Source organism: Micromonospora sp. C41, from assembly GCF_018070485.1.
GTDB classification, from domain to species: Bacteria; Actinomycetota; Actinomycetes; order Mycobacteriales; family Micromonosporaceae; genus Micromonospora; species Micromonospora chalcea.
Window position 1 is genome coordinate 384,986 of sequence record NZ_JAGPXP010000001.1, and the last position, 13,804, is coordinate 398,789.

At 73.3% G+C, this 13,804-nt stretch carries 13 protein-coding genes; all 13 read left to right on the forward strand.

Annotated elements, in window-relative coordinates:
- Window positions 1-228 precede the first annotated feature (228 nt).
- The 13 genes from KBX43_RS00840 (at window position 229) to KBX43_RS00900 (ending at window position 13,798) form a co-directional block, all read left to right on the forward strand.
- On the forward strand, window positions 229-1,317 hold the full coding sequence (locus KBX43_RS00840; protein ID WP_247677022.1) for a polyprenyl synthetase family protein: 1,089 nt from the start codon (window positions 229-231) through the stop codon (window positions 1,315-1,317).
- Entirely contained in the window at window positions 1,317-2,372 is a 1,056-nt protein-coding gene (mvk, locus tag KBX43_RS00845; RefSeq protein ID WP_210882328.1) for a mevalonate kinase, read from the forward strand. The genes KBX43_RS00840 and mvk overlap by 1 nt, the downstream gene beginning before the upstream one ends.
- Window positions 2,362-3,402, forward strand: coding sequence for a diphosphomevalonate decarboxylase (gene mvaD / locus KBX43_RS00850; protein ID WP_240925625.1), 1,041 nt, complete (start codon window positions 2,362-2,364; stop codon window positions 3,400-3,402). The genes mvk and mvaD overlap by 11 nt, the downstream gene beginning before the upstream one ends.
- Window positions 3,399-4,508 carry a phosphomevalonate kinase gene (locus KBX43_RS00855; RefSeq protein WP_210882330.1) on the forward strand — a complete coding sequence of 370 codons (1,110 nt, stop codon included), beginning with the start codon at window positions 3,399-3,401 and terminating at the stop codon, window positions 4,506-4,508. Before mvaD ends, KBX43_RS00855 begins: the two co-directional genes overlap by 4 nt.
- Window positions 4,505-5,587: a type 2 isopentenyl-diphosphate Delta-isomerase gene (gene fni / locus KBX43_RS00860; RefSeq protein WP_210882344.1), complete on the forward strand. Its 1,083-nt coding sequence runs from the start codon at window positions 4,505-4,507 to the stop codon at window positions 5,585-5,587. The genes KBX43_RS00855 and fni overlap by 4 nt, the downstream gene beginning before the upstream one ends.
- Window positions 5,584-6,639, forward strand: coding sequence for a hydroxymethylglutaryl-CoA reductase (locus KBX43_RS00865; RefSeq protein WP_113973015.1), 1,056 nt, complete (start codon window positions 5,584-5,586; stop codon window positions 6,637-6,639). Before fni ends, KBX43_RS00865 begins: the two co-directional genes overlap by 4 nt.
- Window positions 6,640-6,641: 2 nt before the next feature.
- A complete protein-coding gene (locus tag KBX43_RS00870) occupies window positions 6,642-7,817 on the forward strand; it encodes a hydroxymethylglutaryl-CoA synthase (RefSeq protein WP_043323057.1) in 1,176 nt (391 codons plus the stop codon).
- 53 nt (window positions 7,818-7,870) lie between these two features.
- Window positions 7,871-8,761, forward strand: a complete 891-nt coding sequence (locus KBX43_RS00875; protein WP_210882346.1) for an aromatic prenyltransferase — start codon at window positions 7,871-7,873, stop codon at window positions 8,759-8,761.
- A 90-nt stretch (window positions 8,762-8,851) separates the two neighbouring features.
- Window positions 8,852-9,985 (forward strand): sensor histidine kinase, encoded by a 1,134-nt coding sequence (locus tag KBX43_RS00880; protein WP_064445540.1) that lies wholly within the window; start codon window positions 8,852-8,854, stop codon window positions 9,983-9,985.
- Window positions 9,982-10,644 carry a response regulator transcription factor gene (locus KBX43_RS00885; RefSeq protein ID WP_030499014.1) on the forward strand — a complete coding sequence of 221 codons (663 nt, stop codon included), beginning with the start codon at window positions 9,982-9,984 and terminating at the stop codon, window positions 10,642-10,644. The genes KBX43_RS00880 and KBX43_RS00885 overlap by 4 nt, the downstream gene beginning before the upstream one ends.
- A 191-nt stretch (window positions 10,645-10,835) precedes the next feature.
- Window positions 10,836-11,231 carry a DUF6223 family protein gene (locus KBX43_RS00890; protein WP_113973013.1) on the forward strand — a complete coding sequence of 132 codons (396 nt, stop codon included), beginning with the start codon at window positions 10,836-10,838 and terminating at the stop codon, window positions 11,229-11,231.
- A gap of 54 nt (window positions 11,232-11,285) precedes the next feature.
- Window positions 11,286-11,750 carry a DUF6220 domain-containing protein gene (locus KBX43_RS00895; RefSeq protein WP_043323072.1) on the forward strand — a complete coding sequence of 155 codons (465 nt, stop codon included), beginning with the start codon at window positions 11,286-11,288 and terminating at the stop codon, window positions 11,748-11,750.
- On the forward strand, window positions 11,747-13,798 hold the full coding sequence (locus tag KBX43_RS00900; RefSeq protein ID WP_210882353.1) for a multicopper oxidase domain-containing protein: 2,052 nt from the start codon (window positions 11,747-11,749) through the stop codon (window positions 13,796-13,798). The genes KBX43_RS00895 and KBX43_RS00900 overlap by 4 nt, the downstream gene beginning before the upstream one ends.
- Window positions 13,799-13,804: the final 6 nt, after the last annotated feature.

The window sequence follows — 13,804 nt, forward strand, 5'->3', positions numbered from 1 at the left end:
TGGGCACGGTGACGGAGCGCGATTACTGTCAGGCCATGCCGGAATCGGCATGCCGGCGCGGACGAAATGGCGGCGCCGATGGGGAGATCGGCGTCGTTTCCGCGCCGGCGCGACCGTCCGGAACGGAATCGACTGATCGCGGCTCGACGTGACTGGTCCAGCGAATCCAGGGGAGTCCGAGATGCGTGAGTGTAATGGTGAATGCCGCCTCGATCGGGAGACCCGGGCATGACCGTCGGACATCTCGGGACGGTCACCGACTCGGCGCCCGTCGACGCCGCGCTGCGGGACTTCTTCGCCGAGCGCCGCGCCGAGGCCCGCGAGCTGGGCGACGACTTCGCGGCCCTGGTCGCCGAGCTGGAGAGCTACGTGCTGCGGGGCGGCAAGCGCATCCGGCCCGCCTTCGCCTGGCTGGGCTGGATCGGCGCCGGCGGCGACCCGGAGGACCCGGTGGCCGGCGCGGTGCTGAACGCCTGCGCCGGGTTCGAGCTGCTGCACGCGTCCGGCCTGATCCACGACGACATCATCGACGCGTCCCAGACCCGCCGCGGCCATCCCGCCGCGCATGTCGCGTACGCCGAACGGCACCGGGCGCGGCGCTTCTCCGGTGACCCGGGCACGTTCGGCACCGGCACCGCCATCCTGATCGGCGACCTGGTCCTGATCTGGGCCGACGTCCTGGTCCGCGCCTCCGGCCTGCCGGCCGACGCGCACGTGCGGGTCTCGCCGGTGTGGTCGGCGGTGCGCTCCGAGGTCATGTACGGCCAGCTGCTCGACCTGATCAGCCAGGTCAGCCGGAGCGAGGACGTCGACGCGGCGCTGCGCATCAACCAGTACAAGACCGCGTCGTACACGGTGGAGCGCCCACTGCAGTTCGGCGCCGCGATCGCCGGCGCGGACGACGACCTCTTCGCCGCCTACCGCGCCTTCGGCGCCGACATCGGCATCGCGTTCCAGCTCCGTGACGACCTGCTCGGCGTGTTCGGCGACCCGGTGGTGACGGGCAAGCCGTCCGGCGACGACCTGCGGGAGGGCAAGCGGACGGTCCTGCTCGCCACGGCGCTCAAGCGCGCCGACGAACGGGACCTGGACGCGGCGGCCTACCTGCGGGCCAAGGTCGGCACGGACCTCGCGGACGAGGAGATCGCCCGCATCCGTGGCATCTTCTGCGATGTCGGCGCGGTCGAGGAGATCGAGCGGCAGATCTCGCTGCGCACCGACCGGGCGCTGGCCGCGCTGGAGGCGAGCAGCGCCACCGCCCCCGCGAAACATCAGCTCGCCGACATGGCGATCAAGGCCACCCAGCGGGCCCAGTGATGTCCACGGAACCGGTGACCGTCGTCGCCCGCCGCGTCCTCGACGACAGGGGTGACGGAGCGGTCCGCCTCGGCGCCGGCCGCGCCCACGGCAAGGCCATCCTGCTGGGCGAGCACGCCGTCGTGTACGGCGCGCCGGCGCTCGCCGTCCCGGTGCCGCAACTGACCGCCGTGGCGAAGGCGCGCCGGGTCGGCGGCGACGGCCCGGACGAGATCTCGTTCGCCATCGCCGGGCTGGAGAGCCCGGAGGTGACGTCGCTGCCGACGGACGGTCTGCAGCACCTGGTGACGGAGTTCCGGCAGCGGGCCGCCGTCACCGAGCCGATGCGCGTCGACGTGCTCGTGGACTGCGCGATCCCGCAGGGCCGGGGGCTCGGGTCGAGCGCCGCCTGCGTCCGCGCCGCGGTGCTGGCCCTCGCGGACGCGTTCGACCGCCGTCTCGACGCCGGCACGGTGTTCGATCTGGTGCAGGCCTCGGAGAACGTGGCGCACGGCCGGGCCAGCGGCATCGACGCGCTGGCCACCGGCGCGACCGCGCCGCTGATCTTCCGCGACGGCGTCGGCCGGGAACTGCCGGTCGCCATGGCGGGCTCCGCGCGGCTGTCCGACCCGGCCGGGTTCGACGCGGTGCTCGTCATCGCGGACAGCGGCGTCAGCGGCAGCACCAGGGACGCGGTGGAGTTGCTGCGTGGGGCCTTCGAACGCTCCCCGCGCACGCGCGACGAGTTCGTCAGCCGGGTCACCAGCCTGACCGAGGCGGCGGCGCACGACCTGCTCCAGGGCCGGGTCGCCGACTTCGGCGCGCGGCTGACCGAGAACCACCGGCTGTTGCGTGACGTGGGGGTCAGCACCGACCGGATCGACCGGATGGTCGACGCCGCGCTCGCCGCGGGCAGCCCGGGCGCCAAGATCAGTGGCGGTGGGCTGGGCGGCTGCATGATCGCGCTGGCCGGGGACCGCCGGGAGTCCGCGGCGGTGGTGCGCGGCGTCCGGCAGGCGGGCGCCGTCCGCACCTGGGTCGTCCCGATGGGGAGGTTCGCCGGCCATGACGACTGACCACCGGACGCAGCAGTCCACGCCGGCGCTGGACCGGCGGGCGACCGCGGTGGCCCATCCGAACATCGCACTGATCAAGTACTGGGGCAAGCGCGACGAGCAGCTCATGATCCCGTACGCCGACAGCCTGTCGATGACGCTCGACATCTTCCCGACCACCACCACCGTCCGGATCGACAGCGGCGCGCCGGCCGACGAGGTGGTCCTCGACGGCTCACCCGCCGGCGGCGAGCGGCGACAGCGCGTCGTCGCCTTCCTGGACCTGCTGCGGCAACTGGCGGGGCGCACCGAACGGGCCCACGTCGACACCCGCAACTCCGTACCGACCGGCGCCGGCCTGGCGTCCTCGGCGAGCGGATTCGCCGCCCTCGCGCTCGCCGGCGCCGCCGCGTACGGCCTCGACCTGGACGCCACCGCGCTGTCCCGGCTGGCCCGGCGGGGGTCCGTGTCGGCCTCCCGGTCGGTCTTCGGCGGCTTCGCGATCTGCCACGCGGGCCCCGGCGCCGGGGCCGCCGCGGACCTCGGCTCCTACGCCGAGCCGGTGCCGGTCGCGCCGTTCGACGTCGTGCTGGTGGTCGCCATCGTCGACGCCGGGCCGAAGGCGGTGTCGAGCCGTGAGGGGATGCGGCGGACCGTCCGGACCTCGCCGCTCTATCCGTCGTGGGTGGCCTCCGGCCGGGCCGACCTGGCCGAGATGCGGACCGCGCTGCTGCGGGGCGACCTGGACGCCGTCGGCGAGATCGCCGAACGCAACGCCCTCGGCATGCACGCCACCATGCTGGCGGCCCGGCCGGCGGTGCGCTACCTGGCGCCGGTCACGGTGGCCGTGCTCGACAGCGTGCTGCGCCTGCGCGCCGACGGCGTCGGCGCCTACGCCACCATGGACGCGGGACCGAACGTCAAGGTGCTCTGCCGCCGTGCCGACGCCGACCGGGTGGCCGACACCCTGCGCGACGTCGCGCCGGGCTGCGCCGTGGTCGTCGCCGGACCGGGCCCGGCGGCCGCGCCGGACCCGGGCAGCCGGCCGTGACCGGGCCGGGCGCCGTGCGCCACCACGCGCCGGGCAAGCTGTTCATCGCCGGTGAGTACGCGGTGCTGGAGCCGGGTCACCCGGCGCTGCTGGTGGCGGTCGACAGGGGAGTGGACGTCACCGTCTCCGGCGCCGACGCCCACCTCGTGGTCGACTCCGACCTCCGCCCGGACCGGGTGCGCCTGCGGTGGCAGGACGGCCGGCTCGCCACCGCGGACGACGGGCAGCCGGCGCCCGCCGACCTCGGCGCCGTGACCTCCGCGATCGAGGTGGTCGGCGAACTCCTGGCCGGGCGCGGACTGCGCCCGCTGCCGATGCGGGTGGCGATCACCAGCCGGCTGCACCGGGCCGGGACGAAGTTCGGGCTCGGGTCGAGCGGGGCGGTGAGCGTCGCCACGGTGACCGCCGTGGCCGCGTACCACGGGGTGGAGCTGTCGCTCGAATCGCGGTTCCGGCTGGCGATGCTGGCGACGGTGCGCGACGGCGCCGACGCCTCCGGCGGTGACCTGGCCGCGAGCGTCTGGGGCGGCTGGATCGCCTACCAGGCGCCCGACCGCGCCGCCGTACGCGACATGGCGCGGCGGCGCGGCGTGGAGGAGACGATGCGCGCGCCCTGGCCGGGCCTGCGGGTCCGGCGGCTGCCACCACCGCGTGGCCTCGCGCTGGAGGTGGGCTGGACCGGTGAGCCGGCCAGCAGCAGCGCGCTGACCGGGCGGCTGGCCGCCTCCCGGTGGCGGGGCAGCGCCGCGCGGTGGAGCTTCACCAGCCGCAGCCAGGAGTGCGTACGCACCGCGATCGACGCGCTGGAGCGGGGCGACGACCAGGAACTTCTGCACCAGGTCCGGCGGGCCCGGCACGTGCTCGCCGAGCTGGACGACGAGGTCCGGCTTGGCATCTTCACCCCCCGCCTGACGGCGCTGTGCGACGCCGCCGAGACCGTCGGCGGCGCGGCCAAACCGTCCGGCGCCGGCGGCGGCGACTGCGGCATCGCGTTGCTGGACGCCGCCGCCGCGACGCAGACCGCGCGGCTGCGCGAGCAGTGGGCCGCCGCCGGGGTGCTCCCCATGCCGGTCCAGGTCCACCAGACGAACGGGAGCGCGCGATGATCGCCAACCGCAAGGACGACCACGTCCGGCTCGCCGCCGAGCAGCAGGACCGGCTCGGCGGTCACCACGAGTTCGACGACGTGTCGTTCGTGCACCACGCACTGGCCGGCATCGACCGGTCCGACGTCTCGCTGGCCACCTCGTTCGGCGGCATCGACTGGCCGGTGCCACTGTGCATCAACGCGATGACCGGCGGCAGCACCAAGACCGGCCTGATCAACCGGGACCTGGCGATCGCGGCCCGGGAGACCGGCGTACCCGTCGCGACCGGGTCGATGAGCGCCTACTTCGCCGACGAGTCGGTGGCCGAGACGTTCAGCGTGATGCGCCGGGAGAACCCGGACGGGTTCATCATGGCCAACGTCAACGCCACCGCCTCCGTCGAGCGGGCCCGGCGGGCCGTCGACCTGATGCGGGCCGACGCGCTGCAGATCCACCTGAACACCATCCAGGAGACGGTGATGCCGGAGGGGGACCGGTCGTTCGCCGCCTGGGGACCGCGGATCGAACAGATCGTCGCCGGCGTCGGTGTCCCGGTGATCGTCAAGGAGGTCGGCTTCGGGCTCAGCCGCGAGACGCTGCTGCGGCTGCGGGACATGGGTGTCCGGGTGGCCGACGTCGCCGGCCGGGGCGGCACGAACTTCGCCCGGATCGAGAACGACCGGCGCGACGCCGCCGACTACTCCTTCCTCGACGGGTGGGGGCAGTCGACACCCGCCTGCCTGCTCGACGCCCAGGGCGTCGACCTGCCCGTGCTGGCCTCCGGCGGGGTCCGTAACCCGCTCGACGTGGTCCGTGGGCTGGCGCTCGGCGCCGGCGCCGCCGGGGTGTCCGGGCTGTTCCTGCGGACGCTCCTGGACGGCGGCGTGCCGGCGCTGCTGTCGCTGATCTCCACCTGGCTCGACCAGATCGAAGCCCTGATGACCGCCCTGGGCGCGCGCACGCCGGCCGACCTGACCCGGTGCGACCTGCTGATCCACGGACGGCTGAGCGCGTTCTGCGCGGCCCGGGGCATCGACACCCACCGCCTCGCCACCCGCTCCGGCGCCACCCACGAGATGATCGGAGGCATTCGATGAACGACGCCATCGCCGGTGTGCCCATGAAATGGGTGGGTCCCGTGCGGATCTCGGGCAACGTGGCACAGGTCGAGACGGAGGTCCCGCTCGCCACGTACGAGTCGCCGCTGTGGCCGTCCGTGGGCCGGGGCGCGAAGATCTCCCGGCTGGTCGAGGCGGGCATCGTCGCCACGCTCGTCGACGAGCGCATGACCCGCTCGGTGTTCGTGCGCGCCAAGGACGCGCAGACCGCCTACCTGGCCTCGCTGGAGGTCGACGCGCGGTTCGACGAGCTGCGCGACATCGTGCGCACCTGCGGCAGGTTCGTCGAGCTGATCGGGTTCCACCACGAGATCACCGCGAATCTGCTGTTCCTGCGGTTCAGTTTCACCACCGGTGACGCGTCCGGGCACAACATGGCGACGCTGGCCGCCGACGCGTTGCTGAAGCACATCCTGGACACCATTCCGGGAATCTCGTACGGCTCGATCTCGGGCAACTACTGCACCGACAAGAAGGCCACCGCGATAAACGGCATTCTCGGCCGGGGCAAGAACGTGGTCACCGAACTGGTGGTGCCACGGGAGATCGTCCACGACAGACTGCACACGACGGCGGCCGCGATCGCCCAGTTGAACGTGCACAAGAACATGATCGGCACATTGCTCGCCGGCGGTGTCCGCTCGGCCAACGCGCACTACGCGAACATGCTGCTCGGGTTCTACCTGGCGACCGGGCAGGACGCCGCGAACATCGTCGAGGGCTCCCAGGGCGTGACGGTCGCCGAGGACCGCGACGGCGACCTCTACTTCTCCTGCACGCTGCCCAACCTGATCGTGGGCACCGTCGGCAACGGCAAGGGTCTCGGCTTCGTGGCGGAGAACCTGGAACGGCTCGGCTGCCGCGCCGCGCGTGATCCGGGCGAGAACGCCCGGCGGCTCGCGGTCATCGCGGCCGCGACGGTGCTCTGCGGCGAACTGTCCCTGCTCGCCGCGCAGACCAACCCGGGCGAGCTCATGCGGGCGCACGTCCGGCTCGAACGCCCGACCGAGACCACGAAGATCGGAGCCTGACGATGGCCGCGAGACCCGCCGTCGGCATCCACGACCTGTCCGCCGCGACGACGCACCACGTGCTGACGCATGCCACGCTGGCCGCTACCAACGGCACCGACGTGGCCAAGTACCACCGGGGCATCGGCCTGCGGGGGATGAGCGTGCCCGCCCCGGACGAGGACATCGTGACCATGGCCGCTGCCGCCGCCGCGCCGGTCGTCGCCCGCCACGGCACCGACCGGATCCGGACCATCGTGTTCGCCACCGAGTCGTCGGTCGACCAGGCGAAGGCGGCCGGGATACACGTCCACTCCCTGCTCGGCTTCCCCTCGGCCACCCGGGTGGTCGAGCTGAAGCAGGCCTGCTACGGCGGTACGGCGGGACTGCAGTTCGCCGTCGGCCTGGTGCACCGCGACCCGTCGCAGCAGGTCCTGGTGATCGCCAGCGACGTGTCGAAGTACGCGCTGGGCGAGCCCGGCGAGGCGACCCAGGGCGCCGCGGCGGTCGCCATGCTCGTCGGCGCGGACCCGGCTCTGGTACGCGTCGAGGACCCGTCGGGCATGTTCACCGCCGACGTCATGGACTTCTGGCGGCCGAACTACCGCACCACCGCCCTGGTCGACGGGCACGAGTCCATCTCCGCCTACCTGCAGGCGGTGGAGGGCTCGTGGAAGGACTACACCGAGCGCGGCGGCCGCGCGCTGGACGAGTTCGGCGCGTTCTGCTACCACCAGCCGTTCCCCAGGATGGCCGACAAGGCGCACCGGCACCTGCTCAACTACTGCGGGCGCGACGTCGACGACGCGCTGGTAGCCGGCGCCATCGGGCACACCACCGGGTACAACGCCGAGATCGGCAACAGCTACACCGCGTCGATGTACCTCGGGCTCGCGGCGCTGCTCGACACCGCCGACGACCTGAGCGGCCGGACCATCGGCTTCCTCAGCTACGGGTCCGGCAGCGTCGCCGAGTTCTTCGCCGGCACCGTCGTGCCCGGGTACCGCGAGCACACGCGACCCGACCAGCACCGCGCGGCGATCGACCGGCGGCAGGAGGTCGACTACGACACGTACCGGGAGCTGCACGAGCACGCCTTCCCGGTCGACGGCGGTGACTATCCCGTGCCGGCGGTGACCACCGGCCCGTACCGGCTGGCCGGGCTCTCCGGCCACAAGCGCGTCTACGAGCCGCGATAGCGACCGGCCAACGCCGGGCGCCCCCGACCGAACGACACATGCTTGGAGGATCGATGTCCGGAACTCCCGAGGTGGCCGAGCTCTACTCGACCATCGAGGAATCGGCCCGGCAGCTGGACGTGCCCTGTTCGCGCGACCGGGTCTGGCCCGTCCTGTCCGCGTACGGCGACGCGTTCGCGCATCCCGAGGCGGTGGTCGCCTTCCGGGTGGCGACCGCGCTGCGTCACGCGGGCGAGCTGGACTGCCGGTTCCGGACGCATCCGGACGACCGGGACCCGTACACCTCGGCGATCGCCCGGGGCCTCACCCCGCGGACCGACCACCCCATCGGCGGCCTGCTCGCCGAGGTGCACCGGCGCTGCCCGGTGGAGAGCCACGGCATCGACTTCGGGGTGGTCGGCGGCTTCAAGAAGATCTACGCGGCCTTCGCCCCGGACGAGTTGCAGGTGGCCTCGGTGCTCGCCGGCATCCCGGCGATGCCCCGCAGTCTCGCCGCGAACGCCGGGTTCTTCACCCGGCACGGTCTCGACGACCGGGTCGGCGTGCTGGGCTTCGACTACCCGGCCCGGACCGTGAACGTCTACTTCAACGACGTGCCGCGCGAGTGCTTCGAGCCGGAGACGATCCGGTCGACGCTGCGGCGGACCGGGATGGCCGAGCCGAGCGAGCAGATGCTGCGGCTCGGCGCCGGGGCGTTCGGGCTCTACGTGACGCTGGGCTGGGACTCCCCGGAGATCGAACGGATCTGCTACGCCGCGGCGACAACGGATCTGACCACGCTTCCCGTACCCGTGGAACCGGAGATCGAGAAGTTCGTGAAAAGCGTTCCGTACGGCGGCGGGGACCGCAAGTTCGTCTACGGCGTGGCGCTGACCTCGAAGGGCGAGTACTACAAACTCGAGTCGCACTACAAATGGAAGCCGGGCGCGGTGAACTTCATTTGAACGCCGGCCGGTGCCGCCCGGCCGGCGGCACCGGGATCAATGCCTGTTCGCTCGGGGCTCAACCCTGGCACCCTCCGCTAAAGTGCGATTATGAGGACTGGACTGTCCAGTGTGTGGGCCCGGGTGAAGAACTGGGTCATCGCGGTCGGTGTGGCGGCGGTGCTGCTGATCAGCGCGCTGGCCGGTGACCATCCCGCCCCCGACGGCCTCGGGCTGCTCGGCTACGCGCTGGTGGTGGCGAGCGGCCTGGCGCTGGCCGCCAGTCGCCGGGCTCCGGTCGCCGTGCTGGTCGCCACCGGGCTGTGCGTGGTGGGCTACAACGCGGTCGGCTTCGGGGTGCCGGCCATCGCGTACCTGTTCGCGGTGTACGCGGCGGTCCGGGCCGGGCACCGGCTCGTCACGCTCGGGGTGAGCGCGGCCCTGCTCGTCGTGCTGCCGCTGGCGATCATGGCCTCGCCGGCGGACGGCGCCCTCAAGGAGGCGCTCGCGCAGTCGCGGGGCGTGCTCGAACTGGCCTGGCTGGTCGCCGCGGCGGCGGCCGGTGAGGCGTTGCGGCAGGCCGAGCGGCGGGCGGACGAGGCGGAGCGCACTCGCGAGGAGACCGCCCGGCTGCGCGCGACCCAGGAGCGGCTGCACATCGCACGGGAGCTGCACGACTCGCTCACCCACCAGATCTCGATCATCAAGGTGCAGGCGGAGGTCGCGGTCCACCTGGCCCGTAAGCGCGGCGAGCAGGTGCCGGAGTCGCTGCTGGCGATCCAGGAGGCCGGGCGGGCGGCGACCCGGGAGCTGCGCGCGACCCTGGAGACGCTGCGCGACCTGACCAAGTCCCCGTCGCACGGGCTCGACCACCTCCCGGAACTGCTGGCCGGGGCCGAGAAGATCGGCCTGGCCACCACGCTGACGATCGAGGGTGACCAGCGGGACGTGCCGGAGGCGGTGGGCCGTACCGCGTACCGGATCGTCCAGGAGTCGCTCACCAACACGGCCCGGCACGCCTCCGCCGCGGCCGCCGCGGTCCGCATCGACTACCGCCCGGACGCGCTGAGCATCCGGATCGACGACGACGGCACGGCCCGGCCGGGCGCCGCCCCGGTGCCCGGCGTCGGGCTGCTCGGGATGCACGAGCGGGTCCTCGCGCTGGGCGGCCGGCTCCGGGCGGAACCCCGCAGCGGCGGCGGGTTCACCGTCCAGGCAGAACTCCCGGTGGTGCGCGTCCCATGATCAGGATCATGCTGCTCGACGACCAGCCGCTGCTGCGCAGCGGGTTCCGCGCGCTGCTGGACGCCGAGGACGACATCGAGGTGGTGGCCGAGGGCGGGAACGGCCGGGAGGGCCTGGCCCTGGCCCGGCACCACCTGCCCGACCTCGCCCTGATCGACATCCAGATGCCGGTCATGGACGGCGTCGAGACGACCCGGCAGATCGTCGCGGACCCGGCGCTGGCCGGGGTACGCGTGGTCATCCTGACCAACTACGGCCTCGACGAGTACGTCTTCCACGCGCTGCGCGCCGGCGCCACCGGCTTCCTGGTCAAGGACATCGAGCCGGACGACCTGCTGCACGCCGTGCGGGTCGCCGCGCGCGGGGACGCGCTGCTCGCGCCGTCGATCACCCGGATGCTGATCAACAGGTACGTGTCGGAGCCGCTCTGCGCGGACGTCACGCCCGGCATGGAGGAGCTGACCAACCGGGAACGCGAGGCGGTCGCGCTGGCCGCCCGGGGCCTGTCCAACGACGAGATCGCCGATCGCATGGTGATCAGCCCGCTGACCGCGAAGACCCACGTCAACCGCGCCATGACCAAGCTCCAGGCCCGTGACCGCGCACAGCTGGTGGTGTTCGCCTACGAGTCCGGCCTGGTGTCACCCGGCAATCGCTGACCGGGCGGCACGGCCCGGTCTGTCGCTCGCAGTGCTGCGACTGCGGTATACGGCTGCTCCGCGCGCAGACGCCGCACCGCGGGAATACCGTCACCGCAGTAGATCGATTGTCTCCATCGGCATGACGACCCGTAGCGGCGTCGTTACCTACGCTGGCGCAGATGCCTGTTCCCGCAGCCGAAGGGGCTCCCATGTTCATCCGTCGTCTGCTCACCGCCGCCGCAACCGGCGTCCTCGGTGGGCTCGCACTCGTCGCGCCGGCGGCCGCGCAGGTGACGGCCGCCGACGGTGACGGTGGTTCCGGCCGGGCCGGGTCCGTGCTGGCGCTCGCGCTCGCGTTGCTCGGCCTCGTCCTGGGCGTGTGGGCGTTGCGCTCCGCGGGGCGCGGCGGCGGTCGTGGCAACGCGATCGCCGCGCTGGTGCTCGCGGCGGCCGGCCTGATTGCCGGTGTGGTCGCCCTGGCCGGCTCCGACGGCGGTGTCGGCAGCGGCAACGGCCGTGGCGGCGCCATCGTGTCCATCGTGCTGGCGCTGATCGGGATCGCCGTCGGCGGTCTGGCATTCACCCGCTCCCGGCGCGCCGCCTGACCGGCGCCGCCGACCGAACACCCCGGTGACCCAACCGACCCGAAGGGGAGTCCCATGCGCAAAGTGTTCGCCGGACTGGCAGCGTTCCTGCTGCTCGTGCTCGTGGTGCAGTTCTTCCTGGCCGCCAGCGGCGCGTTCAGCAACGAGGCCAACGAGGAGGCGTTCCGCCCCCACCGGATCCTCGGTCTGGGGAGCATCCTCGTCGCCGTGGTGCTGACGGTGGCCGCCGCGGTGATGCGGATGCCCGGCCGGATCATCGGCCTGTCCGGCCTGGTCGCCGGGCTGGGGATCCTGCAGGCCCTGATCGCGGTCATCGCCAAGGCGTTCGGCGACTCGGCCGGCGACTCGGCCGTCGGCCGGTACGTGTTCGGCCTGCACGCGGTCAACGGGCTGGTGATGGTGGCCGTCGCCCGCGTCATCCTGCGCAGCGTCCGGCCGGGGCCGGACACGACGACCACGCCCGGCGTGGACACCACTGTGACCGGCCCGGCGGCCGACTCGGCGCGAACGGCCTCATGAGCACGCTCCAATGGATCCTCGTGGACCACGTCGTGGCACTGCTCGGTGTCGCGACGTGGTTCGCGGCAGGCGTGACCGCCGCGCTCGGCCGCAACCGCCTCGCGCTGGGCCTGCTCGCCGCCGCGGTGCTCGTGACGATCACCCGGCTGGGCACCGTGGCGCTGCTGGCCGGGCGCGGCTGGTGGTTCGTCCAGGAGAAGGTTCTGCTGGGGCTGCCGCTGCTCTTCGCCGCCGGGATCGTCGCGGTGCTCCTCGCCGGCCCGCGGCTGCTCGCGGCCCGGCAGTCGCCGGCCACGGGCCTGCCGGCCGGCGGGCTCGTCGCGCTGCTGACCGCCGGTTACGCCGCGCTGGCCGGCCTGGTGGTGACGTTCACCGCCGGCTACCCGTTGACGTTGAGCACCTCGCTGATCGCCGTCGCCGTCGTCTGCGCCGGCGCGCTGCTCACCGCCCGGGTGGTCGGACGACCCGCCGGGCAGGGCGCGGACGCGGGCGCCCCGGAACGCTCGGCGGCGGCGGACGCCGGCTCCGCCGAACGCTCGGCGGTGGCGGACGCGGGCTCTCCCGAACAAGCGCCGGTGGCGGCCGGGGCCTCGGCGCTGTCCCGTCGCCGGTTCCTCGGCGTGGCCGGGGGCGTCGTCGCGGCGGGCGCCGGCGCCACCGGCGTCGGCCTGCTCTTCCGGGAGCCCGAGGCGATGGTCACCGGAGGCGGCCCCGGACACGCCGGTGGCGCCGGCCCGAAGGTTTCCGTGGCGGACCTGCGCGGCCCCGGCGCTCCGGCGGCGGGCGGCACCGCGCGACGCCACGTGCTCACCGCCCGGACGGGCAGCGTCACGCTGCCGGCCGGGCGTCCGATCGACGCCTGGAGCTACGAGGGCCGGCTGCCCGGGCCGGCCATCACCGCGACCGAGGGCGACCTGATCGAGGTGACGCTCCGCAACGCCGACATCGAGAACGGCGTCACCCTGCACTGGCACGGGTACGACGTGCCGTGCGGCGAGGACGGCGCGCCGGGCGCCACGCAGCACGCGGTGCGGCCCGGCGGAGAGTTCGTCTACCGGTTCCAGGCGGACCAGGTGGGGACGTACTGGTACCACACCCACCAGGCGTCGCACCCCGCCGTGCGCAAGGGGCTGTACGGGACGCTCGTCGTGACGCCGCGCGAGGGCCGGCCGGACGCGGAGCGCGGGCTGGACCTGACGCTGCCGGTGCACACGTTCGACGACGTCGTGATCCTCGGCGACCAGGAGGGACGCGCCGTCCACGACGTCCGCCCGGGACAGCCCGTGCGGCTGCGTCTGATCAACACCGACTCGAACCCGCACTGGTTCGCCGTCGCCGGCTCGGCGTTCCGGCTGGTGGCCGTCGACGGCCGCGACCTCAACCAGCCGGGCGAGGTACGCGAGGTCGGCCTCCGCCTGCCCGCCGGTGGCCGGTACGACGTGGTCCTGACCATGCCGGACGCCACTGTCACGCTGCTGCTCGACCACGACCCCGACCAGGGCGTCCTGCTGCGCCCGGCCGGTGCCGGCGGCGGCGACCGCACCCTGCCGGACACCGGCGACTGGCCCGAACTGGACCTGCTGGAATACGGCGAGCCGGCACCCGTGCCGTTCGACGGCGACGACGCCGACCGGCACTTCACCATCGTCCTCGACCGCGCCCTGGCCATGGTCGACGGCAAGCCCGCCTATGCCCAGGCCGTCGACGGCCGCGCGCACCCCTCCGTCCCGGACCAGCTCGTCCGGGAGGGTGACGTCGTGCGCTTCACGGTGGTCAACCGGAGCCTGGAGACCCACCCGTGGCACCTGCACGGTCATCCGGTGCTGATCCTGTCCCGCGACGGCCGGCGCTACTCCGGCAGCCCGCTGTGGATGGACACGTTCGACGTACGGCCGGGAGAGGTCTGGGACGTGGCGTTCCGGGCGGACAATCCGGGTGTCTGGATGAACCACTGCCACAACCTGCCGCACCAGGAGCAGGGCATGATGCTGCGGCTCGTCTACGACGGTGTCACCACGCCCTTCGACAGCACGAGCCACGCACACTGAGGGGGA

Bases quoted from the DNA above. Each gene is read 5' to 3' on its own strand.
- KBX43_RS00900 (WP_210882353.1), top strand. From the start codon at position 11,747: ATGAGCACGCTCCAATGGATCCTCGTGGACCACGTCGTGGCACTGCTC.
- KBX43_RS00840 (WP_247677022.1), top strand. From the start codon at position 229: ATGACCGTCGGACATCTCGGGACGGTCACCGACTCGGCGCCCGTCGAC.
- mvk (WP_210882328.1), top strand. From the start codon at position 1,317: ATGTCCACGGAACCGGTGACCGTCGTCGCCCGCCGCGTCCTCGACGAC.
- KBX43_RS00895 (WP_043323072.1), top strand. From the start codon at position 11,286: ATGCGCAAAGTGTTCGCCGGACTGGCAGCGTTCCTGCTGCTCGTGCTC.
- KBX43_RS00885 (WP_030499014.1), top strand. From the start codon at position 9,982: ATGATCAGGATCATGCTGCTCGACGACCAGCCGCTGCTGCGCAGCGGG.
- fni (WP_210882344.1), top strand. From the start codon at position 4,505: ATGATCGCCAACCGCAAGGACGACCACGTCCGGCTCGCCGCCGAGCAG.
- KBX43_RS00890 (WP_113973013.1), top strand. From the start codon at position 10,836: ATGTTCATCCGTCGTCTGCTCACCGCCGCCGCAACCGGCGTCCTCGGT.
- KBX43_RS00880 (WP_064445540.1), top strand. From the start codon at position 8,852: ATGAGGACTGGACTGTCCAGTGTGTGGGCCCGGGTGAAGAACTGGGTC.
- KBX43_RS00870 (WP_043323057.1), top strand. From the start codon at position 6,642: ATGGCCGCGAGACCCGCCGTCGGCATCCACGACCTGTCCGCCGCGACG.
- KBX43_RS00865 (WP_113973015.1), top strand. From the start codon at position 5,584: ATGAACGACGCCATCGCCGGTGTGCCCATGAAATGGGTGGGTCCCGTG.
- mvaD (WP_240925625.1), top strand. From the start codon at position 2,362: ATGACGACTGACCACCGGACGCAGCAGTCCACGCCGGCGCTGGACCGG.
- KBX43_RS00875 (WP_210882346.1), top strand. From the start codon at position 7,871: ATGTCCGGAACTCCCGAGGTGGCCGAGCTCTACTCGACCATCGAGGAA.